The sequence below is a fragment of the Methylobacterium sp. JK268 genome (assembly GCF_054052225.1).
Genome location: NZ_JBSVZN010000029.1, coordinates 62606 through 86839 on the forward strand (window position 1 = coordinate 62606; position 24234 = coordinate 86839).

The following is a 24234-nucleotide window of genomic DNA, read 5'->3' on the forward strand; positions in this document are numbered from 1 at the left end:
CAGACGCGCGTAACCGATGAGCAAGCAGGCCAACATCTCTCAACGGAAATCACCGTCGATTACGGCTCACTGAAGCAGACCGGAACGCATCAAGCCAACACCGACCTTCAACCAACGCGCCTCTCCCTCTTTTTAGCTGTCCGAACGGCTATTCAACGCCGTACAGGGCCACGAATACATGACATCGAGGGTAGCTATCCGAACGGCCGGTGAAGCTCTGACCAACGGTGAAGGTGAGCCCTGGATCGCCATGGACGACGAAGCGGTCCTGTCGCCTATCTGGATCAAGCCGCAACGCTGAAGGTGGTGCGGCGCATCAGGCGCCCGGGGGACGCGACACGCTGGCGAGTGCTGGCTGGAGCAAGTAGATCGTTGCGGCGGGAGCTTCGGGTCGACATGCAAAGGCGAACCTTCATCGGCGTCGTTTCTGGTGCATTCGCGTGGCCGTCCCCGTGGGCCGCAGCGCAGCAGGCGGGGAAGCCGTACCGGATTGCCTACCTGGCTCTGCTCCCCGACGAGGACACCTCTCTGGCGAAACCGTTCCTGGAGCGATTGCAGGAGCTGGGCTACGACGAGGGTAGGAACATGACGTGGACGTACCGGTCGGCCGATGGCCGACCGGAGCGCTTGCCGGCTCTCGCGGCCGAGCTGGTGCAGGCCAGGCCGGACGTTCTTGTGACCGGCTTCGGGACGCTCGCGGCAAAGGCCGCCAGGGCCGCGACCCGTTCCATCCCGGTCGTGTTCACGATGGTCGGCGACCCGGTCGGCGCGGGCCTGGTAGCGAGCTTGAGCCGGCCCGGCGGAAACGTCACCGGCTTCAGCGACATGGCGAGCGACTTCGCCGCCAAGCGGCTGCAGCTCCTGCAGGACCTCATCCCCGGCCGAAAGGTCATCGCGGTGCTCGGGAACCCCGACACGCCATTCACCGCGCTAGCCCTGAAGCAGGTCAAGGCGGCCGCCGCCGCGACGGACCAGCCGCTCGCGGTCGTCGAAGCCCGGACGCTCGGCGAGATCTCCTTCAGCATCGAGACCGCGATCAAGGCGGGGGCGGCCGGCCTGATGACTTTGGACGATCCCCTCCTGCTGAGCGGCAAGGCGCAGATCGTCAAGCTCGCGGCAGAGGCCCGGCTGCCGACCATCTACGGATTGAGGGATTACGTCGAGGCGGGCGGTCTGATGGCCTACAGCATGAACCGGCGACTGATGTGCCGTCGTTCCGCCGAGTATGTGGACAGGATCCTGAAGGGCGCATCTCCGGCCGATCTTCCGGTCGAGCAGCCGATCAAATTCGAGCTCGTGATCAATCTGAAGACCGCGAAAGCTGCCGGAATCAACATCCCCGCGTCATTTTACGCCATAGCGGATGAACTGATGGAGTGAACGTGCCCCGCGCGGAGCCGGATAGGGCGACGCTGACGGCCCCTCAACGGCGCCGGTGATAGCAGATCTTTGGTACGGAGCCGCTTCGCGGCGATTCCTATGCTGGTTTCCGGATCTCCCTCCGCTGACGCTGCAGTCGTCCGGAAAAGGGGGTGCCCGTCATGAAGCTGGTGTCGCCTCCTTTCATTCACCAGGATCCGCTTCGCCGGTGAGAACTCACACGTAGCCGCTCGACCGAAACGGATCCCGTCTCACACGCCTTCAATCCTCTCGGCGTCTCCACGCATGAGGCGGCAGGCCGGCCCATCGTCGGAACACGGTCGTGAAGTGGGATTGATCGGCGAAACCGGTCGCGTGGGCGATGCTCGCGAGGGGAAGATCGGTTCCGCTCATCAACTCCTTCGCACGCTGGATGCGGGCCTCGGTCAACCAGCGGTGCGGCGTCGTCCCGGTCGATCCCCTGAAGGCGCGGCAGAACTGCGAACGCGAGAGGCCGGCCATCGCAGCAAGCTCGCCGAGTGAGAGGTCGTCCGCGAGACGGTCCCGCATGTGGTCGGTCACGCGGGCGAGCTGCCGGGGCGCGAGCTGTGGCCTCCCGATGCCGGGACCTGCCACCGGCACTGGCCGCGCCACCTCGAGCATCAGGGTCAACGCCATCGTCTCGGCGAGAAGCGTGCCGACGGTGCCGGGATGCTCGATCGCCCCGCGTAACCCGTGGAGGAGGGCGAGGCTCAGCGGCGTGCCCGCGTCGACGCGCGGCACGCCCGGCGCAGCGGTCTCGACGTCGGCGACGATCGCCTCATCGATCTCGACCGTGAGGTAGCTCATGCGCGAACTGGCGACGACCTCGTTCACGATCGTCGTTCGCGCCGGATAGAACGCGACCTGATCGCGGCGCGAGACCAGCGGACCGGGCGGATGACCGTCCAGCGCCTGCGTGCTTCCGCGCTCGAACGAGCCCGACAGGCCGAGCCTGAGGACGGGCCAGGGCAGCCGGAACCGCTGGACGACGGCCTCGGTCCGCTCGCGGTGGATGAGCGTCGCGCGCACGCGGCCCCAATCCGCGGACCGGCTCGCCCGCATCGGGGCGCCGTAGTGGCGCACCAGGTCGGGCGCCTCACCCGTCCAGACCATGCTCACCTCGCCCGGGCGCCGGGGCGCGCGCCCCGCATCCCCGCCCCGGATCGCGCCGAGGATGAAGGACGGGGCACCGTCCCGCAATCGGCGCGCCTTTCCCGAAAGACGGCCACCGCGGACGCGCGCATTCTGCTCCGGCCGGCGGAGCACGGAAGCGCGGGCGCGCCGGGAACCCGGTGTCCGGGATCCCGATTGGCACCGCGCCGGCCCGCACGGTCATCCTGCGCGATCACGGAGCACGATCGACATGCGCGTGAACCATCCCTTCGTGGCGAGCCGCGACGAGGCACCCGCCTACTGGATGTACGACATCCTCTGGGTCCCGCTCGCCGAGGGCCACCAGACCGGCGGCAGCTACTCAGTGATCGAGCAGTGGATGCGCGCCCAATCCGGCGCACGCGTGCCGCATGTGCACAACTTCTGCGACGAATGGTTCTACGTGATCGAGGGGACGATCGACTTCACGGTCGATGGCAAGCTCGTCCAGGCGAAGCCGGGGGACAGCGTCTGGATCGCGCGCGGCACCGTCCACTCCTTCGTCGTCACGAGCGAGGTCAGCCACGTGCTCAACGGCTACACGCCGGCCGGTTTCGAGCAGGTCATCAAGCACCTCGCGCAGCCGGCCGGACGCCGCGAGCTGCCGCCGGCCGATCTCCCGCCGCCGGACGAACGCACCTTGCGGCTGATCTTCAACAATTACTGGTGCTGCGAAGCCGGAGCCGGCTGGGAGCAGACGACCGACGATCCGCGCGGCGGCTGAGCGACCGGGCGGGTCACCGCCCGGCCGGCCGCCTTCGCGCGCGGATGGTCCGCGTCGCCGTCCGATCGTCACACGGGGGAGCGCCCATGATCGACCTCAACACCGCGACGGCCGCTGAACTGGACGGCGTGCCGGCGCTCAAGGGCCACGGTTTCGAGATCGTCCGCACCCGCGAGGAGCGCGGCCGCTTCACCAGCCTGCGCCAGCTCGACGAGGTCCCGGGTCTCAGCGGCAAGACGGACGGCATCGAGGGCGCGGTCACGATCGCGGCAAGCGAGGGCGCATCCACCCGCTAGAGCATGTTCCGACGAAGTCGGTCGCCGATCCGTCAAAGAAAAAACGGCAAAATCAAGAACCTAGCGTGCCGACCGATTGCAACGCGATCGGGCAGCGCTTTGGAATCGCCTAAAGTTCCTGTATTTCTGCAGATCTCCACAGAATGATTTTCGGACCCCATGGGCCGAAGGCACGTTCTCACGGTGCTTGCTGCCGGTGATATCGATCCCGTGGCCTCGTGCGTTCGACAATCAGGAGAGACGAGCTATGGCGACCAAGCAGAAGACTCTGCAGGACGCGTTCTATGAGACCCTCAAGGACGTCTACTATGCCGAGAAGCAATCGGTCCGCGCGCTGAAGAAGTCGGCCAAGGCCGCCGAGCACGAGGCGCTGCGCCAGGCCTTCGAAACCCACGCCGAGGAGAGCGCCAACCAGGTCGAGCGTCTGCAGCAGGTGTTCGAGATCATCGGCAAGCCCGCGCGCGCCAAGACCTGCGAGGCGATGCAGGGCCTGACCGCCGAGATGGAGGAGGATCTGGAGGATTTCGGGGGCAGCCCGGCCGCCGACGCCGTGCTCGCCGCCTGCGCCCAGGCCGTCGAGCACTACGAGATCGCCCGCTACGGCACCCTCAAGACCTGGGCGAGCCAGCTCGGCCACGCGGAGGCGGCCAAGCTGCTCGACGAGACGCTGCAGGAGGAGAAGAAGACCGACCAGCTGCTCTCGCAGATCGCCGAGCAGATCAACGCCGCGGGTTCCGACGAGGAGGCCGAGGAGCCCTCGGCCAAGGGCAAGGGCGGCCGCAAGGCCGGCTGACCGGCACGGGGGGCGCCCGACGGCGCCCCCTTTGACAATCGGCGCGTCGCCCCGGACAACCACCCGCGGGGCGGCGTTTCCGAGAGCGACCGATGAGGCGGACGGGCGTGCAGCGTGTCGTGCGGGCCTGGCCCATCCGCTGGCGGATCCTCGCCATCGCCGGCCTCAACTCGGCGCTGGCCCTGGTGCTGATCGGGATGATCTGGGACGGGGCCGCGGTGCTCGCCCGGACCTGGGACGAACTCGGGCAGGTGCGCCAGTCGGAGCGCTTCCTCGGCCAGATCGACCGCGACACCGAGCGGCTGCAGAGCCTGATCCACCGCTACATCAGCCAGGCCGACGCGGACGTGCTCGCCCGGATCGGGGACCTGCGCGACACGCTGATCGGCCGGCTGCGGGTGCAGGCGCGCCTCGACCCGCTGCTCGCCCAGCCCTCCGAGACCCTGCGGGAGGTCACGGAGCGCTTCATCGACGGCTTCGCCGCCCTGCGCGAGACCCGCTCCAGCCTGTGGCAGGTCTACGAGACCAGCATCGTGCGGCCGGCCCGGGAGATGGCGGGGCTCTACGCGGTCCTCGAAGGGGCCGGCGAGCAGGAGGCGATCGCCGCGCCGCTGTCGCGCGCGCGGCAGGCCTTCCACGCCATGGTGCTGGCCGCCAATGCCTTCTCGCTCTCCGCCTCGGAGGCCTCGGGGGCGGAGGTGCACCGCGCGGCGGCCGCGATCCGCCGCACCGTGCCGGAGATGCGCGGCCTCGTCGCCGATCCGGCGCGGGTCCGCGCCCTCGACGACCTCGACGCCCGGGCCCAGGCCGTCGAGGCGGGCATCGCGGCGCTGGCGGGCGAGTTCGCCACCCAGGCCCGCCTCCTCAAGCAGGAGATCGACGGCAACGCCGACCGGATGTCGGCGGCGATCGAGGAGATGAGCACCACGGTCCACGCCGTCGAGCAGGCGGCCCAGACGCGCTTCGACCGCACGCTCCAGCAGGCGGCCCTGAAGCTCGGCGCCGTGGCGGCGGCCTTCGTGGCCCTGGTGGCGCTGGTCGGGATCCTGGTGGCGCGGAGCATCAGCGACCCGCTGCGGCGTCTGCGCGGCGCCATGCTGGGCATCGCGGCGGGCGATTACCACCGGCCCGTGCCGGGCGCCGAGGCCCGCGACGAGATCGGCGACATGGCCGCCGCCGTCGCGGTGTTCCGCGAGAACGCGCTCGCGCGCCGGCGCGCCGAGGAGGAGCTGCGCCGCGCCAAGGACCAGGCCGAGACCGCCCTGGCGGAGCTGCGCGAGACCCAGGCCAGCCTGATCGAGGCCGAGAAGCTCGCGGCGCTCGGCGGCCTCGTCGCCGGGGTGGCGCACGAGGTCAACAACCCGGTCGGCATCAGCCTCACGGTGGCCTCGACCCTGAGCCAGCGCTGCGCGGCCTTCGCGGCGGATCTCGCGGCGGGGCCCCTGCGGCGCTCGCAGCTCCAGGCCTTCGTCGAGTCGGTGCAGGAGGCGGGCCGCCAGCTCGTCGCCAACCTGATGCGGGCGGGCGACCTCGTGCAATCCTTCAAGCAGGTCGCCGTCGACCGCAGCCAGGACGCGCGGCGCCGCTTCGACCTCGGCGAGACCTGTGCCCAGATCATCGCCAGCCTGCGGCCGGAACTGCGCACCGCCCGCATCGCCCTCGCCCTCGACCTGCCCGCCGGGATCGCGATGGACAGTTTCCCGGGTCCCCTCGGCCAGGTGCTGACGAACCTCTTCCTCAACGCCGTGCGGCACGGCTTCGCGGACGGGCGCGCGGGCACGATCACGCTCTCCGCCGAGCCCCTCGGGACGGACCGGGTGGCGATCACCTTCGCGGATGACGGGGCGGGCATGGAGGAGGGGGTGGCGCGGCGGGCCTTCGAGCCCTTCTTCACCACCCGGCGCGACAGCGGCGGTACCGGGCTCGGCCTCCACCTCACCTTCAACATCGTCACCCACCAGCTCGGGGGGCGCATCGCGCTGTCGTCGGCGCCCGGGGCGGGCAGCCGCTTCGTCCTGACCCTGCCGCGCGTCGCCCCCGTCCAGGCACCCGGGCCGCAGCCCCGCGCGGCTTGATCGGGATCACACCGGCTGGCTGGCCACGGCCGTGACGGCGCTCGCCGTCGCCGGGGCGGCGGCCTCGCTGGCGTGAGGGCCGGGGCGGGAGCCGCGTCCGGCCGCGCGGCATCGGATGCCATCCGTCGTCGCGACGCGAAGGGAGCACGCGATTGCGCTGCTCCAGATCGTTGCTGTCATTGGGTGATAGGCTCGCCTCAAGGAGGGACGGACCATGCCGACACCCAGCGGTCAGATGACCGTCACGCTCACCCGCGAGTTGGAACAATACGTTCGCGACAAGGTGCGCGAGGGCGCCTTCGCGACCCCGAGCGAGTACATCCGCGACCTGGTGCGGGAGCGTTACTTGGCCGAACGCGACCGGGCGGCGAAGCTGAAAGCCCTGGATGCCGCCCTGGCCCGCGGGATTGCCGACGCCGAGGCGGGACGGGTGGTGCCCGTGGAGGAGGCCTTCGCCCGTATCCGCGCACAACTGGCCGAGGATGAGGCCGGCGCGCGCCGATGAGGGTGGTCCTGACCGCATAGGCCATCGACGACCTGCTGCAGATCGCCCGCTCCATCCGCCGGCATAACCCGGTGCGAGCTGAGACTTTCGTGGCTGAACGCGACGATCACTGCATCTGTCTGGCCACCATGCCCCTTGCCTATTCCCTCGCTCCCGGCCGGGAGGGCAGCGGAGTCCGCCGCCGCCCTCATCGGGATTACCTGATCGTCTACTGCCTCGATCCGCAGGGCGAGGTCGTCGAGGTCCTGCACGTGCTCAAAGGGGCTCAGCACTATAAAGCGATCCTGTTCCCAGCGGATTATAGCCGTAAACATCTTAAACATCCATGATCAAAAATTTAATAGTCCTCAATATGTTGTAGCCTGACTATTTTCCTCTACGTCAAATCAGCAGTGCTGGCCGCGACCGTCAGAACCCGGCCCTGACCCCGGCGAAGACGGCCCGCCCGTTGCCCGGGTAGAAGGCCGCCAGGGCGGCCGGACCGCCGGCCACCGTGCGGGCATTCGTGACGACCGAGATGTCCGAGACGTATCGGGCGTCGGTCAGGTTGCGGGCGTCGAGGAAGACCGTGACGCCGTTGCGCAGGTCGAGCGACGCCTGCAGGTTGACGAGCGCGTATCCGGGCACCCGCAGCGTGTTGGCGTGGTCCGCGAAGGCCCCGCGCGGCACCCAGTCGAGAGACGGGGCGACGGTGAGGCCACTCGGATGGGTGTAGCGCAGCACGGTGCGCAGCACCTCGTCCGGGATGCCGGCGATGCGGCCGCTGCCGAAGACCGGGTCGCGCACGAAGCGGAAGTCGTTGTGGGTCCAGACCTGCTGGATCGTCACGGCATCACCGGACGCGGCGAGGCCGCGGGCGAGGTCGAGGGAGAAGGCCGCCTCCACGCCCTGGTGGCGGGTGCGCGGGGCGTTGAAGGTCGCGGCCGGGATCCCGAGGCCGGGCGCGACCGCGTAGTTGATGAGTTCGTCCCGCACCTCCGCCCGGTAGAGCGTCACGTCCCAGGCGAGCCGGTCGACCCGGCCGCGGCTGCCGGCCTCGACGGTCCAGGCCCGCTGCGCGGCCAGCGGCACGAAGACCGCGCTCGTGGTGTTCGACGATTGCACGAGGTCGGAGAAGTCCGGCACGTCGCGCGAGCGGGTGACGTCGCCGAAGACCTGGATCTGCGGCAGGGGCTGCCAGAGCAGGCCGAGCTTCGGGTTGACGCCCTCGTAGGTCTCGTTGGCGAAGGACGCCAGCTGGTTCGGCGGCGCGAACCCGCCCCGGTTGCTGTAGGTGCGGTTCGACGAGAACAGCTTCGCGCCGGTCATCAGCGCGACGTCGGGCAGGAACCAGAACCGGTTCTCCGCATAGGCCTCATAGTTGGAGGCGCTCTGCAGCGAATTCACCGTCTGGGCGCCGCGCTGCCCGGCGACGTTCACGAATTGCAGGGCGGTGTTCTGGCCCGCGAAGGCGCGCAGGCCGAGCAGCAGGTCGTTCCGGTAGCCGCCGAGGTCGAAACTGCCGGCCCAGTGCGGCGCGACCCCGTAGGTCCAGCCGTCCTGGTCGATGACCTGGAAGATCGGGTGGTAGAGCGACTTGTGGATGGCCCAGGAATCGATGTCGAGCTTGCCGGTGTCGAGCAGGAACGAGGTGCGATTGGCGACCCGCTCGGTCTCGACCTGCCGGGATTGGTTGCCGCTGATCGCCGTCGGGTTGGCGAGGCGTGGGGTGTTGAGCGCGCTGAACAGCGTCAGCGTGCCCGGCAGCTTCTGGTCGGTGAGGTAGGCCCCGACGTAGAAGCGCGTCTCGACGCCCGGCGCGAGCTGGTAGCCGAGATTCGCGTTGACGTCGCGTGTGGATTGCGCCTCGTGGGCGCGGTAGCCGTCCGCGTTCGTGACCGTGGCGTTGAGCAGCACGTCGACCGGCCCGGAGACCCGCGAGACCTGGACGTTCTCCCGGACCGTGTTGAAGCTGCCGCCCTCGAGGCGCAGGATGGTGGGCGCGAAGGCCGTCTGCGCGGTCGGCGTCACCGCGTTGACCGCGCCGCCGAGGGTGGTGGCGCCGAACGCGAAGGCGTCGCCGCCCTTGTAGACCTCCAGCGCGCGCAGGCCGAGCGGGTCGATCTGGTAGAAGTCGCCGCTCCCGTCCGCGAGGTTGAACGGGATGCCGTCCTGCAGGAGCTCGATCCCGCGCAGGTGGAAGTTGCGGGCGACGCCCGAGCCGCGGATCGAGAGCCGCAGTTCCTGGCCGTAGCGCTCCTGGACGGTGACGCCCGGCACGTCCTTGAGCACGTCCCGCAGGGTGTTGGCGTAGGTGTCCTGGAACTGGGCCGCGTCCACGAAGGCGACGGAGCCGACGGTGGCGTTCACGGCCTCGCGCTGGGCGGCGACGCTCGGCACCGTCAGGGACCCGGCCGGCGGGCCGTTCCCCGCGACGGTGATCTCGGCGAGCGGGATCGTGCCGGGATCGGAGGATTGGGCGAAGGCGGGGCCGGCGAGCACGAGCGGCAGCGCCGCGGCGCGGCCAGCGGCTCGGAGAAGCGAAGGCATGGGAGAGGGTTCCGTGTCTGACGGGATCGGCGGGAGGGCGATCGGTCAGACGACGGGCGGGGCGCGGGGGCTCGATCGGATCCCGGGCGGGGCGCGGGGCTGGGCGACGAAATCTGGCCGCCACGGGAGCAGGACGGCGCGGCGGCGCGGCCAGGCGATCGCGGTGACCTGCGGCAGCGGCGGCAGCGCGCCGTGGCAGGCCTGCACGGTGACGCAGCAGGTCTTGTGCGCCTCGGGGAGAGCGGGCTGCGTCGGACCGGACTCATCTGGCGCGCAGAGGACATGGGCCGCCGAGGGCGGCCCGGCCGCCACCGCCGCGCCCGCGACGCCCTGGAGGACGAGCGCGTAGAGCGCGGCCACCGCGAGGGCCGCGCGCAGGATCGACCAGCGGGGCGGCGGGGCGCGCATGCTCACGGCCTAGGTTTGCGAGCGCGCGCCTGTCAATCGAGCGGACCGGTGAAACATGGGAAAGTCGCGCCCTGTGCCCGCGATGCTTCGGTCCCCCCGGCCGGATGGCCGCGTCGGCCCGCCCCGGGGCCGCGCAGTACATCCATTCTTAAGCACAGGTTGCGATCGTGGTCGGACGCGACTGCCGGTTGATCAGGGATTGCGATGAGTGACGACGCCGATGCCGGGCCGGAGGCGCCGTGCGACCGCTTCGCCCAGGTCGCGCGCGAACTCCATGCCCTGCGCGGCCGCCCGAGCGGTCCGGAAACGCGGCCGGTCGGCATCGTCGTCCCGATCTACAACGACTGGACCGCGTTCGAACGCCTGGCCCGCGCCATCGACGCCGTCTGCGCCGAGGCCGGGATCACCGCCGAGATCGTGGTGGTCGACGACGGCTCCTGGCAGAGCGGCGAGGAGACGCTGCGGGCGCTCGCCGGGGAGCTGCGGCAGGTCGGCCTGCATCCCGTGTCGCTGGTGACCAATCTCGGGCATCAGCGCGCCATCGCGATCGGGCTCACGCTCGCGAGCGAGCGCGCCGCCGCCTACCGCGCCGTGATCGTGATGGACGGCGACGGGGAGGACCGCCCCGAGCATATCCCCCTGCTCCTGCGCGAGAGCGCGGCGCATCCCGACGCGATCGTCTGCGTCCGGCGCGGGCGGCGCTCGGAGGGCACCCGCTTCGCCCTCGGCTACGCCGCCTTCAAGGCCCTGTTCGCGCTCGCCACCGGCCGGACCATCGATTTCGGGCATTACTGCGTGATCCCGCCGCGGGCGCTGCCGCGCCTCGCCCACAGCCCCACGCTCTGGAGCCACTTCGCCGCCACGCTGCTGCGCTGCGGCCTGCCGCTCCGCCGCGTCCGCCTCGACCGGGGTGTGCGCTACGCCGGGCGGTCGAGCATGAACCTCACCGCCCTGATCCGGCACGGGCTCGCGGCCATCGCGGTCTTCGAGGACGTCTGCCTCGTGCGGCTGCTGATCGCGCTCGGCCTGTTCTGCGCGGTGGTTGCCGCGGCGCTCCTCGGCGTGGTGGCGATCCGCTTCGGCACCGACCTCGCGGTCCCGGGCTGGGCCACCAGCGCGGCCGGCCTGCTCCTGGTGGTGCTGCTCCAGGCGGCGCTGCTGGCGATCACCTCGGCGGCCCAGCACCTCAACCGGCGCTCGCTCGCCGAGGTGGTGCCCGCCCGCGAGGCGGCGCGCTTCCTCGTCACCCCGGCGCCCCCGGCGCCCCAGCCCGGAGAGGCGACGTGGAAAGCGGCCTCCTGACCCCGGACGCCGACTATGTCGGCGCGGAACTCGACCTCTTCGCCGCCGCCCGGACCTGGAAGGCCTATTGGTCGGCGCAGATCGCGCCCTTCCTGCGGGGCCGCGTGCTCGATGTCGGCGCCGGCCTCGGGGCGACCGCCGACCTCCTCGCCCGGCATCCCGGCGTCACGGAATGGACCTGCCTCGAGCCCGACCGCGGTTTCGTCGCCGCGCTCGGCACCAAGGTGGCCGACGGGGCGCTGCCCGCCTGGACGCGGATCCGCCAGGGGACGCTGGCCTCGGGCGCGGCGCCCACGTCCTGCGACACGATCCTGTACATCGACGTGCTGGAGCACATCCGCGCGGACCGGGAGGAACTCGCCCGCGCCGCCGCCCATCTCGCCCCGGGGGGTGCCCTGGTGGTGCTCGCCCCGGCCCACCCGATCCTCTACTCGCCCTTCGACGCCGCGATCGGGCACGAGCGGCGCTACACCCGGGCGAGCCTGCGGGCCGTCGGCCCGGCCGGCCTGCGGCTCGCGCGGCTGCGCTCCCTCGACAGCGTCGGCCTCCTCGCCTCGCTGGCAAATCGCGCGCTCCTGCGCCAGGCGATGCCGACCCGTGCGCAGATCGCCGCCTGGGACCGGCTGATGGTGCCGCTCTCGCGCCGGATCGACCCCCTTCTCGGCTACAGGGCCGGCAAGTCCGTGCTGGCGGTGTGGACGCGATGAGCCTGCGCGCCGCCCTCGTCCCGACGCCGGCCGGCCTCGCCCTCCCGGCGGGCCGGACCCGCGCCGGGACGGAGGTCGCCCACGCGCTTCTCGCGGCCCTGCTGACTGTCGCGACGGCGGCGATCCCGCTCCTGCACAACCCGGGCTTCTACTTCTCGGACGACGACCAGAGCTACTTCCTGCCGGGCTTCCTGGAGATCGCCCGGCTGATCAAGGCGGGCGAGTGGCCCTTCCTGACGCCGCGGCTGTTCCAGGGCGGCGCCTTCCTGGCCGAGTACCAGTACGCCCTGTTCAACCCGGTCAGCGTCGCCCTCTACCTGATCATCGACGGGTTCGACCGCCTCGACCGGGCCGCGGCGGCCTTCGCGCTCGCGCATATCGGCCTCCTCGCCGCCGGCACCTACGCGCTGGCCCGGGCCATCGGCACGCCGCGGGCTCCCGCGGTGCTGGCGGGCCTCGCCGGGGCTACCAGCCTCTGCCTGATCTACTGGGACGCCACGACCTGGACCGCCGGACTCGTGGGGACGGCGTGGCTGTCCTGGGCGGCCTTCCTGCTGATGCGGGCGCGGACCGACCTCCGGCTGGTGCCCGCCGCGGCGCTGGCGGTCTTCCTTCTCGTCACGAGCGGCTGGCCCTTCGCGGACGCGGCCCTCCTCGCCGGCGCGGCGACGGGCGCGCTCATCGTCCTGCAGACCGGCCGAGGCCTCGCCGCCTGCCTCAGGGTCGGCCTGGCGATCGCTCTCGGCTTCGCGCTCGCGGCCCCGGCCTGGATGCCGCTCGCCGCCTCCTTCGGCAGCACCGCGCGGGTCGGCCAGAGCTTTCATCCCCACGTGTTCCAGACACCGATCCCGGTCCTCTTCGCCGTCGGCGCGCCGCTCTTCCCGCAGATCTGGACCACGTTCAACGGCATCATGCCGGTCGCCTCGCCGCCCATGCAGTATGTCGGCTGGTGGATCCCGGTCGTCCTTCTTCACGGGGCCTGGTCCCACCTGCGCAGGCCCGCCGCGGCCGGGGCGGGCGTCCTGGTGGCGGTGATCTTCGCGCTCGGCTTCCTGGCGATCGCCCCGGGCTTCTCGCAGCTGCGCTGGTCCTTCCGCTTCCTGCCCTTCTTCCAGATCGGCTGCGCGGTGATCGGCGCGTGGTTCCTGTCGCGGCCGGGGCATCGCTGGTCCCGGATGCCGACCGCCATCCTCATCCTCGTCACCGGCATCGTGGCGTCGTTCACGGCGGTCGCGCTGGCGAGGCCGAACATCCTGTTCGTGCTCACGATCCTCGGGGTGGCGCTGACGGTGATCCGCCTCGGCGGACCGCGAACGCGCGCGGGTCTCACGGCGATCGGGGCGAGCCACGTCCTGCTCTTTTCCGTCCTGACGCTGATCTACCCGAACAACGGCCAGGTGCCCGACTGGAGACCGCCGGTGGACAGGGCGGCGTGGCGGGCGCTCGACCCGGTCGGGGCCGGCGATGCGGGCCTGCTCCTGTTCGACCAGGATCTCGTCGTCCTGCCCGGCGAACATCTCCGGTCGGCGGGCTTCTACACGGCCTTTCCGATCGGGAACATGAGCCTGCTCGGCCGCTCGACGGCCATCGCGGGCTACTCGCCCATCCGCGCGGCGGGCTTCGCCGGGTTCTGTCTCGAGCGGATCGGCGAGAGCTGCCCGGAGGCCGCCGCGCGCTGGACGCAGCCCGATCCGGTGACCGGCGCCAGCACCCTCGACCTCGCCCGGGTCACCCGGGTCACCGCGCAGGCGGGTCCGCACGCGCAGGCCTTCGCGGCGGCGGTCGGCGCGGACTGGACGCGGCGGACGAGCGAGGCCGCCACGGTGTTCGAGCGGGTGGGACCGGACCTGCCGGGAACGCTGTCGCGGCTGCCCGAGGGCACGCGGGTGACGGCCTCGCAGGAGCGCGCTCAGGAGGGCCGCTACGCGATCGAGGGGCCGGGCGGGCGCGTGGTCTGGGCGCGGGCCTGGTATCCGGGCTACGAGGCCGCCTGGAACGGCGCGCCGCTCCCGATCGAGGTGGTCAACGGCATCCTGCCCTCGGTGGTTCTGCCCGCCGGGACGGGCGTCCTGACCCTGCGCTACGTGCCCGCGGGGCTGCGGACGGGCCTCGCGCTCGCGGGCCTCGCGCTGGTGGGGATCGGCGGCCTCGGACTCTGGAATCGCCGCCGCGCGGCCTGACGCCTTCCGATTCTTCCCCTCTGCGGGCTTGCGGATCCACCATGCACACCAGATTTGATACAGCAAGAAGAGCGCAAAACAGAGCATAATATCCCATCAATGGCAACAAACCCACCTCCTCATGCTGAGGTGCGAGCGGAGCGAGCCTCGAAGCACCCCACAGCATCTCGTCCAAGGCGCCTTTTCTCTTGGATGAACGTTCTCGGGTGCTTCGAGGCCGCTGCGCGGCACCTCAGCATGAGGAGTGTCGCGCATTCCACGCGCGGTTATTCGATGAGCCGGCTATCGAGATGTGTGCCCACGGTCGCCACACGCGGGAGAGGACAATCCCGCGCTTCATCCAGCCAAGGGTGAATGCTTCAGCCGGCAGAGGGAGGTCGGCCCGCAGCCCCGGCCCGGCTCCTGCCCCAGTCTGGGTCACGTCGCGCGCGCCAGGGTTGACGGCCCGCTAACGGCATCGCGGGCATTCTCCGCATCATGCGTCGTGGCCTCGTAGCGTTCTCAGCCTTCACGCTCTTCAGCCTGGGGCTCACCGGATGCGCGCTCAGAACCTTTGAGCAGCGCGAACCCTGGCGGAATCAGGCCGAGGAGGCCTGCCTCGCCCGCGGCCTCGTCAAGCCGACCGAGGACATCGTCCCGATCAAGGAGATCGACGGTCCGGGGGTCTGCGGGATGGTGCATCCGTTCCGCGTCACCCGGCTCGCGGGCGGCACCGTGACGCTCAAGCAGCGCATGACGCTCGCCTGCCCGATCATCCCCGAACTCGACGCCTGGCTCGCCGGCACCATCCAGCCCGCCGCCCAGCTCTATTTCGGGCAGCCGGTGGCGGAGATCAATTCCGGCTCCTATTCCTGCCGGGGCCGCAACAACCAGGTCGGCGCCAAGCTCTCGGAGCACGGCTTCGGCAACGCGGTCGACATCATGTCCTTCCGCCTCGCGGACGGTTCCGTGATCACCGTGAAGGGCGGCTGGCGGGGCACCGAGGCCGAGCAGGGCTTCCTGCGCGAGGTCTTCCTCGGCGCCTGCAACCACTTCACGACCGTGCTGGCGCCCGGATCGAACGTCTTCCACTACGACCACATCCACGTGGATCTCGCCCGCCACGACCCGCGCGGCCTGCGGCGGATCTGCAAGCCGCTGATCAAGTTCCAGTCGCAGCTGCCGCCGCCCGGCTCGGACCTGTCGCCGATCCGCAAGAAGCCCCCGGCCTGGCAGCCCGCGCCCGATCCGGCGCCGATCGACGTCGAGGAGGACGATCCCTACGGCGTGGCGCCGATGAGCCGGCGCGAGACCCCCGGCCCGAGCCGCGTCGCCCGCGCGCCCGCCCCCCCGCCGGCCCAGGCCTACGCGCCGCGCCCCGCGCCGCGCACCGCCGTGGCCGAGGAGCCGGAGCCCCTCCCGGAGATGCCGGCCCCGCTGCCCCTCAATTCTCCCGCCTGGTCGTCCGGACCGATCTACTGATCGGGGCGCCGCCGAGATCCTCCACGACGGCCCGGCGCTCGGCTTCGCTCTCGGCGAGGCGATGGACGTGCATCTCGGTCGCCCCGCGGGAGCGCATGCGGGCCACGAAGCCGCCCAGACGGTCGCGCGGGCTCTCGCCCGTCGTCGCCACGTCGAGGAGTTCGGCCAGGCCCTCGCGGTCCCGGCGCACCGCCAGCACCACGGCCTCCCCGATCTCGGCCGCGTCCGCCTCCAGGTCGTGGATGCCCACCACGTAACGGCGGCCCGACCGGCCGCGCCAAGCGCTCAGCGTCAGGGCCGGGGTGCCGCGCAGGGCCGTCGCCGCTCTCAACCGTTCCTCGCGCACGTCCGACCTCCTTGACCGATCCGTCTCGATGTCCCGCATCGCCGCCGACCAGGACAGGGCTCGTCTGTTCGCCATTTGTTCCATCCTAGCCGGGGGACGCGGCGAGGGTCAAGCGCCGCGGATCGCTCCGCGAGGTGGGGGTCGGGCGCTGCACGTGCAACCCCGAAGGAGAGCCCGGGGCGGACGCCCCGGGCGCCGGGCTCACCAGCGGTGATACCAGCCGGCGTGATGCCAGCCGCCGTGCCAGCCCCAGGGACGGGGAGCCCAGCCGACCCGGTGCCAGTACGGCCGGTGCCAGCCGCCGTACCACCCGACCCGGTGCCAGGGCCGGTACCAGCCCACCCGGTGCCAGCGCGGGCCGTAGACGACCGGCGCGTAGACGACGCGCGGCCCGAAGAAGTTGGGCCGGCAGAAGCCGTAGAAGTTCCGGTGGAAGCCCGGGCCGCAGCCGTCGCGGGCCTCTGCGACCCCAGCCGTTCCGACGAGCGTCCCTAGAGTGAGGACGGCCGCCCCTGCGATTGTCCAGCGCATGGTCACCTCCCGTCAGGTCGATCCGGAGGCCTGCCGCAGCGACGCGGCCGCAGCCGGATCGTCAAGAAGACACGCCCGACCATCGGGCGAGCGTGGACCAAATGTCGTGGCGCGGGGAAGCGTTCCGGGATTACGAATTTGTCATGCGGACTGCGCGGGCTCGTCCGCGGCGCCCTCGACGAGGGCGTTCGACGCCGCCTCGATCCGTTCCTGGATCAGCGCGAAGGCCGCCTCGCGCTCCAGGCCGGGCGGGATCGGCGGCAGGAAGGCGATGACGGCGGTGCCGGGATGGCGGTGCAGGCTGTTGCGCGGCCACAGCAGCCCGGTGTTGAGGGCGACGGGCAGGCAGGGCACGCCGAGGCGCCCGTAGAGATGCGCCACGCCGAACTTGTAGGCGGGGGGCGCCCCGGGGGGGCGGCGGGTGCCCTCCGGGAAGATGATGAGCTGGCGCCCGTCCTCCATGGCGACGGCCGCCTCGTCGCTCATCAGGGCGAGCGCCCGCGACCCCTTGGAGCGGTCGATCGGCACCATCTCGCCGCGGGCGAGATACCAGCCGAACAGGGGCAGCCAGAGGAGTTCGCGCTTCAGGATGTAGGTGAAGCGCGGCAGCACGGTGGTGAGCGCGATGGTCTCCAGGGCCGATTGGTGCTTGGCCGCCACGATGACGCCGCCGGGCGGGATGTGCTCCAGGCCGCGGAACTCGACCCGGATGCCGACGATCACCCGCAGGAGCCACAGGGTCACCCGCGCCCAGGTCCGGGCGAGGCCGAGCACCGCCCCGCGGGAGGCGAGGCAGAACAGCCCGCCGATCAGCATCACGGCGGTCACGAGGTAGAAGGCGACGTTGAAGGCCAGCGAGCGGAGGAGCAGCATGGAGGTCCCTGGGCGCCGCCCGGCGGCATCGCGGCGGCGGGCTCCCCTGTATCGCGGCCGGCCGGCGGGGGCCACTCCCGCGCCGGGCCCCCGGAACGGTGGCCCCGGCGCCACACCGGGCGACGGAATGCGCGGGCCGCGGCAGGTGACCCGAAGGGCGGGCGGCTCTCCGCGCCTCGTGGAATCCGGGGACGGGTTTGCGCCCCCGCATCCTTCCTTTACCCCGGGCGGATTGAACTTCGCCGCCGGACCGGCACGGTCCGGTCCGTTCCGAGTTGGCTGGTCCGCATGTCCCCTCCCCTCTCCCTCGCGCCCATCGTGGTGTTCGACCTCGACGGCACCCTCGCCGAGACGGCGGGCGACCTGATCGGCACGCTCAACGTGATCCTGGCCGGGGAGGGCCTGCCGCCCGCCGACCCGACGCGGGGCCGCGACCTGATCGGGGCGGGCGCCAAGGCGATGATCTCCCGGGGCTTCGCGCAGGCCGGCCGCGACCTGACGCCGGCGCGGCTCGACGCGCTGTTCCAGGTCTTCCTCGCCCATTACGGGGAGCATCTCTGCGAGACCTCGTTCCTGTTCCCGGGCGCGGCCGCCGCCCTCGACCGTCTCGCCGCGGCGGGCTACCGCCTCGCCGTCTGCACCAACAAGGTCGAGTCGCACTCCGTGGCACTGCTGCGCCAGCTCGGCGTCGCGGACCGCTTCGCGGCGATCTGCGGGCGCGACACCTTCCCTTGGTTCAAGCCCAACCCGCGGCACCTGACGGAGACGATCGCGCGGGCGGGCGGCGACCCGGCCCGGGCCGTGATGGTGGGGGATTCCCGCACCGACATCGCGACCGCGCAGGCGGCCGGCATCCCGGTGGTGGCGGTGCCCTTCGGCTACACCGACGTGCCGGTGCAGGATCTCGGCCCCGACCGCGTGATCGAGCATTTCGACGCGCTGTTCGACGCCGTGCGCCACCTCGCGGGGCGCCCCGCGCGCTCGGCGGCCTAACAGCCGCTTCGGCGGCCTAACAGCCGCTTCGGCGGCCTAACAGCCGCTTCGGCGGCCTGACAGTTCCCTACAGGCCGACCCCGTAGAGGGTCACGCTGAGCACGAACAGCGCCACGCCGGCATTGTAGAACCGGATCTTGCGCCGCAGCAGCGCCCCGACGAGGCGGATATTGGCGATCATCTCCCGGAACAGGGCGTCGATCGGGGCCTCCACGAAGGCGTCCTGCAGGGGCGCGAGGTCGGTCTCCGTGAAGGCCGCCCGGCTGAACAGGTCGGCGGCGCGGCGCACCCGGGCGAGTTCCGACCACAGCAGCACGACCATGCCGGCCACCGCCGCCCACAGGGACGGATGGGAGGCCGTGAAGGCGGCCGTCTCGGCGAGCGGGGACGGCCTGCCGCGCATCAGCGGCGAGACGGCGAAGCCGAGGAACGAGGCCAAGAAGGCCATCAGCAGCGCGGAGCGCCGGGCCACCGCGTCGAGCCGGCCGCCGAGATACTGGTAGAACGCGGCGAGCAGCGCCGCCTTGTCCTGCTTGGGATAGGAGGGAGGGGGCGTCTCGGTCACGCGGTCCTGGCTCGTCCGGCCGGTATCGCGCGCGGGGACCGCGCCGATCGGCGGATGTCCCGGTCTGACCTCGGCCAGGTTGAGTGTACAGGAAATGACCGGGGAAGTGGTGGGCGCGACAGGGATTGAACCTGTGACCCTTCGCGTGTGAAGCGAATGCTCTCCCGCTGAGCTACGCGCCCGGTCCGGCGGCTTCTAGGCGGGTCGGGGGCGGGCGTCAAGCGAGTCGTGAACGGCCCCGCTCAGCCGGCGCCCGCGCTCCCGCACAGGGCCGCGAACCGCGCGTGGTCGCGGGCGTCCATCGCCGCGTAGAGCGCGAGCCGCAGATGCTCCTCGGCGTCGACGATCAGGGTCGCGTGCGTGAACGCCACCGGCCCGGTCCCGTCGAGGCTCAGGACCCGCCGCCCCCGGCAGCGGCCCCGCACACTCTGGCTCGCCCACAGGGTCCGGAACAGGGCGGAGCGCCCCTCGAGCGCGGCGACGAGGTCCAGCATGGCCGGATCCTCCGGCGCCTGGGCGAGGTCGCGGCGGAAGCTCGCCACGACGAGGGGCGCCTGCTCCTCCCACTGCGCGATCCGGCCGCTCAGCCGCTCGTCGTCGAACAGCATCCGGAGCATGTTCCGCTCCTCGGGCGGCCGGATCTCGAACCCGAAGACGAGCGCGGCGGCGCGGTTCCAGGCGAGGACGTCCCAGCGCAGGTTGAACACGTAGGCCGGCCGCGTGCCGAGATCGTCGAGCAGGACGCGCACCAGGTCGGGGATCCGCCACGTCGTCGCGCCGCTGGCGGCCGGCGGGCGCTGCTGGGCGAGCAGGAACAGGTGGCGGCGCTCGACCTCGTCGAGCCGCAGGATCCGGGCGATCCGGTCCAGGACGTGGGACGAGACCGCGATGGCGCGCCCCTGCTCCAGCCACGTGTACCAGGTGAGCCCGATCCCGGCCATGGCGGCCAGTTCCTCGCGCCGCAGGCCCGGCGTCCGGCGCCGCGGCGTGCGCGGCAGGCCGAGGCTCTCCGGCGCCAGGGCGGCGCGCTTCGTCCGCAGGAACTCGGCCAAGTCCTTGCGCGTGCGGTCCAGCCTGCAGCCGCCCATCCGGTTGCTCCGAGCGATAGGATGAGGTCTCCTCTCGTAAGGGCATGGTGGCGGCTTAGGCTCCCGACCGCAATCCGGCCGGGCGGGTCCGGTCCGGCCAGCGAGGATGCGGTCGCATGCCCCTCTCGATCCCGGTCCTGTCCCTCGGCATGGTCGCGCTCGGCCTCGACGCCTACGTGGTGGCCGGCCTGTTGCCCGGCATCGCGGCGCGCTTCGGCGTCTCGGTGGCGGAGGCCGGCAGGGCCGTCGCCGTCTTCACCTTGTTCTACGCCCTGTCCGCCCCGGTCCTCGCCACGATGCTGGCGGGCCGGCCCGCCCGTCTCGTTCTCGGCGTCGCCCTGGCGGTGTTCACGGCGGCGAATGCCGGCAGCGCGCTCGCCCCGGGCTTCGGCTGGCTGCTGGCCTCCCGCGCCCTCGCGGGCACCGGGGCCGGTCTCTACGCCCCGCTGGCCGCCGCCGCCGCGGCCGGGCTCGTCGCGCAGGAGCGGCGGGGCCGCGCCCTCGGCGCGATCCTGGGCGGGATGAGCGTCGGCACGGTGGTGGGCGTCCCGGCCGGCCTGGCGGTGGCCCGGCATCTCGGCTGGCAGGGCGCGCTCTGGATGGTGACGGGCGTCGGCGGGATCGCGCTCGCGGGCGTGCTGGCCTTCCTGCCCGCCGCCTCCCCGGCCGCCCCGCCCTCGCTGCGGGAGCGCCTCGCGCTGCTGCGGGACGCCCGCGTGGTGCGGATCGTCGCGCAGACCTTCCTGCTCGGCACCGCGAGCCTCGGCCTCTACACCTACGCGGCGGCCCTGCTGGAGGAGGCGGGCCTCGCCCGGGAGGCCGGCTCGTTCCTGGCGCTCTGGGGGGCGGGCGGGATCCTCGGCAGCGTCGCGATCGGGCGCGTGATCGACCGCGTCGGGCGGACCTCCGCGCTCTTCGGCGGCATCGGCGGGCTCCTGCTCGCCGTGTTCGGCCTCCTGCCGGCCGCCCTCGGCCATCCCGGCCTCGCCGCCGCCCTGTTCGTCCTCTGGGGTCTGCTCGGCTGGGCCTCGCAGGCGCCGCAGCAGCACCGGCTGCTCGCGGCCCATCCGGGGCACGGCGCGGCCGCCGTCGCCCTCAACAGTTCCGCCAATTATCTCGGCAGCGCCGCGGGCGCGCTCCTCGGCGGTCTGCTCCTCGACGGCGGCGCGGCACCGCGCCACCTGCCCCTCGCGGCCGCCGCGGCCGTCGCCCTGGCGCTCGGCCTCTCGGCCGTCCGGTTCCGCCGGCCGGCCCGGCCCCCCGGGGCGGATGCGCCGCGCCCGGCCGGCTGACGCGAAGCAAGCGCCCGTCCTCCCGGCACGGAGGAGCGCGTCGGGGCGCCTGATCCCCCCGTCCGAGCCCCTCCTCGACGGGAAACCAGCCGCGCGGGCGCCCCATGGGTGCGAGCGCGCGACGTGGATCCATCGGGCGCCCTGTCACTCCGGCTTGAAGGATGCCATCACGCATTCAAAATCGACAGGATCGCATTCAATCCAGGGAGGCTGCTATCATGGCGGCCGTCACCATTCGTAACCTTCTCGAGGAGGTGCATCGTGCCCTGAAGGTCCGCGCCGCGCAGCACAATCGCAGCACGGAGGCGGAGATGCGCGCCATCCTGGAAGCGGCGGTGCGCCCCGAGGGCCGCCCGCGCCTGGGCACGGCCCTCTCGGCGATGAGCCGCCGCATCGGCCTCACCAACGCCGATGTCGAGGCGCTCGACCAAGCTGGCGACGCGCGCCCTGCCGACCCGATCCGCTTCGAACGATCCTGCTCGACACCAACGTCGTCTCCGAGGCGATGAAGCCGGAACCGCATCACGGCGTCCGGGACTGGCTCGACGCCCAGGTTGCCGAGACGCTCTTCCTCTCCAGCGTCACCCTCGCGGAGTTGCTGTTCGGCATCGGAGCCCTGCCCGTGGGCAAGCGCAAGGACCGCCCGTCGGCCGCCATCGACGGCGTGCTGGGCCTGTTCGCCGGGCGCATCCTCCCCTTCGACGCCGATGCGGCTCGGCATTATGCCGATCGGGCCGTCAGGGCGCGCGCGGCCGGACGCGGCTTTCCCACATCCGACGGCTCTATCGCTGCGATCGCGGCCGCACACGGTTTCGCTGTGGCGTCGCGCGACACGGGCGCGTTCGACGCCGCCGGCCTGACGGTGATCGACCCGTGGACCGCAACCGGTTGACCGGGGCCGGTCCCGCGGTCGCGCAGGATGATGGAGGCTCGCCGACGACGGGACGGGTGACCGCGCTCGGCGCTCACGCGTCGCCCTCGGCCCGCCCGGGGCGGCCGAGGGCCGCGAGCGCGTCGACCAGCGCGTCGACCGCGGCCTCGGCGGCGGCGAGCGAGGCGGCGAGGCGCTCGTCGCCGAACTCGTCGTACTCCACGGCGATCGTGTGGGTTTCGTGCAGCCCCAGATAGGCGAGCGGGACCGTGAGCCCGGCCTCGACGAGGTTCATCGCCGCCAAGCGGCCGCCCGGGGCGTAACCGTGGTCGCCGCGGGCGGTCAGGATGATGAGGCGCTTGCCCGGCGGCAGCATCGGCCAGTAGGGCTCGCCGGGGCGCGTGCGGTCGAAGCCGAAGGTGACGCCGACCCGCACCACGTTGTCGATCCAGGCCTTGAGCGGGGCCGGCACCCCGAAATTGTACATCGGCGCTCCGACCACCACGAGGTCCGCGGCCACCAGCTCGGCGGCGAGGAGATCGCTCTCGGCCAGCACGGCGGCCTCGTCGTCACCGCGCCGCTCCGGCGGCCGGAAGGCGGCGGCGATCCAGGCCTCGCTGACGGGCGCAGGCGGCCTGCGCCCGACATCCCGGACCACGACGCCGTCCTGCGGCCGGGCGGCGGACCAGCGCGTGACGAAGCGGTGCGACAGGCGCCGCGTGTGCGATCCGTGCCGGTCGCGGTCGGACAGGCCCGTCCGGGCGCTGGAATCGACGTGGAGGATGCGGCGCGGCGCCCCGTCGGATATCGTCATGATGCAATTGGTCTCATGTCTTTCGGTGATCGTGCGGGACGATGACGGGCCGCGATCGCCGTGACGAACGCGAATTGCTCAGGCGATGGATGAGACCGATTCAGCCATGGAACGCCGCCGGCGCCTGCCGCCGCTCGCGGCCCTGCGCGCCTTCGAGGCCGCGGCCCGGCACCTGAGCTTCCGCAGGGCGGCAGAGGAACTCGGCGTGACGCCCACTGCGATCAGCCACCAGATCCGCCTGCTGGAGGGGACGCTCGGCCTGCCCCTGTTCGCCCGCCACGTCCGGCGCGTCGCGCTCACCGAGGCGGGGGAGCGGCTCTTCCCGGTGCTCCGCGACGGGTTCGACGCGTTCGGGCGCGCCCTCGCGGCGCTGCATCCGCACCCGCGCCGCCGGATCGTGACGCTGAGCGCGACGATGTTCCTGACCGTCCAGCGCCTGATCCCGGCGCTCGGGGTCCTTCGGGCGCGGCATCCGGACCTGGACCTGCGGCTCCATGCCAGCGACGAGGTGGTGGATCTCGCGGGCGGGGCGGTGGACATCGCGGTGCGCTACGGCGCCGGCCCCTTCGCGGGCCTGGTGGCGGAGCCGCTGCTGGCCGAGCGCTTCGGGGTGCTGGCGAGCCCCCGGCTCGGCCTCGCGGCGCCCGCCGACCTGCGGCACGCGACCCTGCTGCATACCGAGTGGAAGCGGCCCGGGATGGAGCCGGATTGGCGCCGCTTCGCCCGCCATGCCGGCCTGACGGATCTGGCGGCGGACGAGGGCCCGCGCTTCACCGAGGATTCCCACGCCCTCCAGGCGGCGATCGCCGGCCAGGGCGTCGCCGTCGCGAGCCTCGTCCTGGCGGCGCCGGAGATCGCGGCCGGGCTCCTCGTTCATCCGTTCGGCCCCGTCCTCGACGGAGAGACCTACCACGCGGTGGCGACGCGCCGGAGCCTCGCCCGCGACGAGGTGCGGGCGGTGCAGGACTGGCTGCGGGAGACGCTGGCGGAGGGATCATCCGGTCTGCGATCGGATCTCGAACGCCGGGACCCGTGATCAACGAGACAACCTGGAGCGTGATCGTCCGCGATCTCATCCCTGACGGCTCCGTCGCGACGATCGCTGGCGTGCATCGATCCGCAGGGGCATCCCGCGATGGGGTACCTCTTCGGACGCGGAAAGTCGAATTCATGAAGGTCGCGGATCTGTAAGCGGAATTCATTGGCCGTCATCGATTTTCATGGAACTCTCCGCAGGCGCGGATCCGCGCGGCAGAGACCCGAGCGACATGACACCTCGACGAGGAGGGCGGTTCGCGGGCGCCGTCAGTGACCTTCACGGTCGCCCG

The 24234-nt window shown here is 72.0% G+C and carries 25 protein-coding genes and 1 tRNA gene; 16 read left to right on the forward strand and 10 right to left on the reverse strand.

The window, feature by feature from the left end; all coding sequences use genetic code 11:
- Positions 1–396 precede the first annotated feature (396 nt).
- Positions 397–1380 carry an ABC transporter substrate-binding protein gene (locus ACW9J6_RS25775; RefSeq protein WP_457119201.1) on the forward strand — a complete coding sequence of 328 codons (984 nt, stop codon included), beginning with the start codon at positions 397–399 and terminating at the stop codon, positions 1378–1380.
- Positions 1381–1641: 261 nt separating this feature from the next.
- Here the strand turns inward: ACW9J6_RS25775 and ACW9J6_RS25780 are convergent, their stop codons facing one another.
- Positions 1642–2430, reverse strand: a complete 789-nt coding sequence (locus tag ACW9J6_RS25780) for a helix-turn-helix domain-containing protein (RefSeq protein ID WP_457119202.1) — start codon at positions 2428–2430, stop codon at positions 1642–1644.
- A gap of 334 nt (positions 2431–2764) precedes the next feature.
- Between ACW9J6_RS25780 and ACW9J6_RS25785 the strand changes: the two genes are divergently transcribed.
- The 6 genes from ACW9J6_RS25785 (at position 2765) to ACW9J6_RS25810 (ending at position 7275) form a co-directional block, all read left to right on the forward strand.
- Complete coding sequence (locus tag ACW9J6_RS25785) at positions 2765–3277, forward strand: cupin domain-containing protein (RefSeq protein ID WP_457119203.1); 513 nt, start codon at positions 2765–2767, stop codon at positions 3275–3277.
- 86 nt (positions 3278–3363) lie between these two features.
- Complete coding sequence (locus tag ACW9J6_RS25790) at positions 3364–3573, forward strand: helix-hairpin-helix domain-containing protein (RefSeq protein WP_457119204.1); 210 nt, start codon at positions 3364–3366, stop codon at positions 3571–3573.
- A 247-nt stretch (positions 3574–3820) separates the two neighbouring features.
- Positions 3821–4366, forward strand: a complete 546-nt coding sequence (locus tag ACW9J6_RS25795; protein WP_457119205.1) for a YciE/YciF ferroxidase family protein — start codon at positions 3821–3823, stop codon at positions 4364–4366.
- Between the two features lie 92 nt (positions 4367–4458).
- Positions 4459–6441: an ATP-binding protein gene (locus ACW9J6_RS25800; RefSeq protein ID WP_457119206.1), complete on the forward strand. Its 1983-nt coding sequence runs from the start codon at positions 4459–4461 to the stop codon at positions 6439–6441.
- 214 nt (positions 6442–6655) lie between these two features.
- The gene (locus ACW9J6_RS25805) at positions 6656–6946 is read left to right on the forward strand and encodes a type II toxin-antitoxin system ParD family antitoxin (protein WP_457119207.1); all 291 of its coding nucleotides are present in this window, start codon (positions 6656–6658) and stop codon (positions 6944–6946) included.
- A 32-nt stretch (positions 6947–6978) separates the two neighbouring features.
- A complete protein-coding gene (locus ACW9J6_RS25810; RefSeq protein WP_457119264.1) occupies positions 6979–7275 on the forward strand; it encodes a type II toxin-antitoxin system RelE/ParE family toxin in 297 nt (98 codons plus the stop codon).
- Between the two features lie 79 nt (positions 7276–7354).
- On the opposite strand, the gene ACW9J6_RS25815 is transcribed toward ACW9J6_RS25810, so the two are convergent.
- The gene (locus ACW9J6_RS25815) at positions 7355–9475 is read right to left on the reverse strand and encodes a TonB-dependent receptor family protein (protein WP_457119208.1); all 2121 of its coding nucleotides are present in this window, start codon (positions 9473–9475) and stop codon (positions 7355–7357) included.
- 45 nt (positions 9476–9520) lie between these two features.
- Positions 9521–9883 (reverse strand): hypothetical protein, encoded by a 363-nt coding sequence (locus ACW9J6_RS25820; RefSeq protein ID WP_457119265.1) that lies wholly within the window; start codon positions 9881–9883, stop codon positions 9521–9523.
- Positions 9884–10087: 204 nt separating this feature from the next.
- Here ACW9J6_RS25820 and ACW9J6_RS25825 point away from each other — a divergent pair, with 204 nt between their 5' ends.
- The 4 genes from ACW9J6_RS25825 to ACW9J6_RS25840 all read left to right on the forward strand — a co-directional run bounded on the left by ACW9J6_RS25825 (position 10088) and on the right by ACW9J6_RS25840 (position 15533).
- Complete coding sequence (locus ACW9J6_RS25825; protein WP_457119209.1) at positions 10088–11185, forward strand: glycosyltransferase family 2 protein; 1098 nt, start codon at positions 10088–10090, stop codon at positions 11183–11185.
- Positions 11167–11892: a class I SAM-dependent methyltransferase gene (locus ACW9J6_RS25830; protein ID WP_457119210.1), complete on the forward strand. Its 726-nt coding sequence runs from the start codon at positions 11167–11169 to the stop codon at positions 11890–11892. The genes ACW9J6_RS25825 and ACW9J6_RS25830 overlap by 19 nt, the downstream gene beginning before the upstream one ends.
- The gene (locus ACW9J6_RS25835) at positions 11889–14072 is read left to right on the forward strand and encodes a hypothetical protein (RefSeq protein ID WP_457119211.1); all 2184 of its coding nucleotides are present in this window, start codon (positions 11889–11891) and stop codon (positions 14070–14072) included. The genes ACW9J6_RS25830 and ACW9J6_RS25835 overlap by 4 nt, the downstream gene beginning before the upstream one ends.
- Positions 14073–14549: 477 nt before the next feature.
- Positions 14550–15533, forward strand: coding sequence for an extensin-like domain-containing protein (locus ACW9J6_RS25840; RefSeq protein WP_457119212.1), 984 nt, complete (start codon positions 14550–14552; stop codon positions 15531–15533).
- On the opposite strand, the gene ACW9J6_RS25845 is transcribed toward ACW9J6_RS25840, so the two are convergent.
- From ACW9J6_RS25845 to ACW9J6_RS25855, 3 genes are all read right to left on the reverse strand, one after another.
- Positions 15496–15954 (reverse strand): hypothetical protein, encoded by a 459-nt coding sequence (locus tag ACW9J6_RS25845; protein WP_457119213.1) that lies wholly within the window; start codon positions 15952–15954, stop codon positions 15496–15498. The genes ACW9J6_RS25840 and ACW9J6_RS25845 overlap by 38 nt on opposite strands.
- A 126-nt stretch (positions 15955–16080) precedes the next feature.
- Positions 16081–16410 (reverse strand): GCG_CRPN prefix-to-repeats domain-containing protein, encoded by a 330-nt coding sequence (locus ACW9J6_RS25850; protein WP_457119214.1) that lies wholly within the window; start codon positions 16408–16410, stop codon positions 16081–16083.
- A gap of 141 nt (positions 16411–16551) precedes the next feature.
- Positions 16552–17283 (reverse strand): lysophospholipid acyltransferase family protein, encoded by a 732-nt coding sequence (locus tag ACW9J6_RS25855; protein WP_457119215.1) that lies wholly within the window; start codon positions 17281–17283, stop codon positions 16552–16554.
- Positions 17284–17571: 288 nt separating this feature from the next.
- Here ACW9J6_RS25855 and ACW9J6_RS25860 point away from each other — a divergent pair, with 288 nt between their 5' ends.
- On the forward strand, positions 17572–18276 hold the full coding sequence (locus tag ACW9J6_RS25860; protein ID WP_457119216.1) for an HAD family hydrolase: 705 nt from the start codon (positions 17572–17574) through the stop codon (positions 18274–18276).
- Positions 18277–18343: 67 nt separating this feature from the next.
- Here ACW9J6_RS25860 and ACW9J6_RS25865 read toward each other — a convergent pair whose 3' ends face one another.
- From ACW9J6_RS25865 to ACW9J6_RS25875, 3 genes are all read right to left on the reverse strand, one after another.
- Positions 18344–18841, reverse strand: coding sequence for a hypothetical protein (locus tag ACW9J6_RS25865; protein WP_457119217.1), 498 nt, complete (start codon positions 18839–18841; stop codon positions 18344–18346).
- A 107-nt stretch (positions 18842–18948) separates the two neighbouring features.
- A tRNA-Val gene (locus ACW9J6_RS25870) sits at positions 18949–19023 on the reverse strand.
- A gap of 60 nt (positions 19024–19083) precedes the next feature.
- Positions 19084–19929, reverse strand: coding sequence for a helix-turn-helix transcriptional regulator (locus ACW9J6_RS25875; protein ID WP_457119218.1), 846 nt, complete (start codon positions 19927–19929; stop codon positions 19084–19086).
- Positions 19930–20045: 116 nt separating this feature from the next.
- On the opposite strand from ACW9J6_RS25875, the gene ACW9J6_RS25880 reads away from it, so the two are divergent.
- From ACW9J6_RS25880 to ACW9J6_RS25890, 3 genes are all read left to right on the forward strand, one after another.
- Positions 20046–21221, forward strand: coding sequence for an MFS transporter (locus tag ACW9J6_RS25880; RefSeq protein WP_457119219.1), 1176 nt, complete (start codon positions 20046–20048; stop codon positions 21219–21221).
- Positions 21222–21439: 218 nt separating this feature from the next.
- A complete protein-coding gene (locus ACW9J6_RS25885; RefSeq protein WP_457119220.1) occupies positions 21440–21730 on the forward strand; it encodes a FitA-like ribbon-helix-helix domain-containing protein in 291 nt (96 codons plus the stop codon).
- Positions 21727–22113, forward strand: coding sequence for a PIN domain-containing protein (locus ACW9J6_RS25890; protein ID WP_457119221.1), 387 nt, complete (start codon positions 21727–21729; stop codon positions 22111–22113). The genes ACW9J6_RS25885 and ACW9J6_RS25890 overlap by 4 nt, the downstream gene beginning before the upstream one ends.
- A gap of 73 nt (positions 22114–22186) precedes the next feature.
- On the opposite strand, the gene ACW9J6_RS25895 is transcribed toward ACW9J6_RS25890, so the two are convergent.
- On the reverse strand, positions 22187–22906 hold the full coding sequence (locus ACW9J6_RS25895) for an FMN-dependent NADH-azoreductase (protein WP_457119222.1): 720 nt from the start codon (positions 22904–22906) through the stop codon (positions 22187–22189).
- 106 nt (positions 22907–23012) lie between these two features.
- Here ACW9J6_RS25895 and ACW9J6_RS25900 point away from each other — a divergent pair, with 106 nt between their 5' ends.
- Positions 23013–23942, forward strand: coding sequence for a LysR substrate-binding domain-containing protein (locus tag ACW9J6_RS25900; protein ID WP_457119223.1), 930 nt, complete (start codon positions 23013–23015; stop codon positions 23940–23942).
- Positions 23943–24234 lie beyond the last annotated feature (292 nt).

Excerpts from the sequence above, each read along its gene's own strand:
- ACW9J6_RS25775 (WP_457119201.1), top strand. The coding sequence starts at position 397 with ATGCAAAGGCGAACCTTCATCGGCGTCGTTTCTGGTGCATTCGCGTGG.
- ACW9J6_RS25785 (WP_457119203.1), top strand. The coding sequence starts at position 2,765 with ATGCGCGTGAACCATCCCTTCGTGGCGAGCCGCGACGAGGCACCCGCC.
- ACW9J6_RS25790 (WP_457119204.1), top strand. The coding sequence starts at position 3,364 with ATGATCGACCTCAACACCGCGACGGCCGCTGAACTGGACGGCGTGCCG.
- ACW9J6_RS25795 (WP_457119205.1), top strand. The coding sequence starts at position 3,821 with ATGGCGACCAAGCAGAAGACTCTGCAGGACGCGTTCTATGAGACCCTC.
- ACW9J6_RS25800 (WP_457119206.1), top strand. The coding sequence starts at position 4,459 with ATGAGGCGGACGGGCGTGCAGCGTGTCGTGCGGGCCTGGCCCATCCGC.
- ACW9J6_RS25805 (WP_457119207.1), top strand. The coding sequence starts at position 6,656 with ATGCCGACACCCAGCGGTCAGATGACCGTCACGCTCACCCGCGAGTTG.
- ACW9J6_RS25815 (WP_457119208.1), bottom strand. The coding sequence starts at position 9,475 with ATGCCTTCGCTTCTCCGAGCCGCTGGCCGCGCCGCGGCGCTGCCGCTC.
- ACW9J6_RS25820 (WP_457119265.1), bottom strand. The coding sequence starts at position 9,883 with ATGCGCGCCCCGCCGCCCCGCTGGTCGATCCTGCGCGCGGCCCTCGCG.
- ACW9J6_RS25825 (WP_457119209.1), top strand. The coding sequence starts at position 10,088 with ATGAGTGACGACGCCGATGCCGGGCCGGAGGCGCCGTGCGACCGCTTC.
- ACW9J6_RS25835 (WP_457119211.1), top strand. The coding sequence starts at position 11,889 with ATGAGCCTGCGCGCCGCCCTCGTCCCGACGCCGGCCGGCCTCGCCCTC.
- ACW9J6_RS25840 (WP_457119212.1), top strand. The coding sequence starts at position 14,550 with ATGCGTCGTGGCCTCGTAGCGTTCTCAGCCTTCACGCTCTTCAGCCTG.
- ACW9J6_RS25845 (WP_457119213.1), bottom strand. The coding sequence starts at position 15,954 with ATGGCGAACAGACGAGCCCTGTCCTGGTCGGCGGCGATGCGGGACATC.
- ACW9J6_RS25850 (WP_457119214.1), bottom strand. The coding sequence starts at position 16,410 with ATGCGCTGGACAATCGCAGGGGCGGCCGTCCTCACTCTAGGGACGCTC.
- ACW9J6_RS25855 (WP_457119215.1), bottom strand. The coding sequence starts at position 17,283 with ATGCTGCTCCTCCGCTCGCTGGCCTTCAACGTCGCCTTCTACCTCGTG.
- ACW9J6_RS25860 (WP_457119216.1), top strand. The coding sequence starts at position 17,572 with ATGTCCCCTCCCCTCTCCCTCGCGCCCATCGTGGTGTTCGACCTCGAC.
- ACW9J6_RS25875 (WP_457119218.1), bottom strand. The coding sequence starts at position 19,929 with ATGGGCGGCTGCAGGCTGGACCGCACGCGCAAGGACTTGGCCGAGTTC.
- ACW9J6_RS25880 (WP_457119219.1), top strand. The coding sequence starts at position 20,046 with ATGCCCCTCTCGATCCCGGTCCTGTCCCTCGGCATGGTCGCGCTCGGC.
- ACW9J6_RS25885 (WP_457119220.1), top strand. The coding sequence starts at position 21,440 with ATGGCGGCCGTCACCATTCGTAACCTTCTCGAGGAGGTGCATCGTGCC.
- ACW9J6_RS25890 (WP_457119221.1), top strand. The coding sequence starts at position 21,727 with ATGAAGCCGGAACCGCATCACGGCGTCCGGGACTGGCTCGACGCCCAG.
- ACW9J6_RS25895 (WP_457119222.1), bottom strand. The coding sequence starts at position 22,906 with ATGACGATATCCGACGGGGCGCCGCGCCGCATCCTCCACGTCGATTCC.
- ACW9J6_RS25900 (WP_457119223.1), top strand. The coding sequence starts at position 23,013 with ATGGAACGCCGCCGGCGCCTGCCGCCGCTCGCGGCCCTGCGCGCCTTC.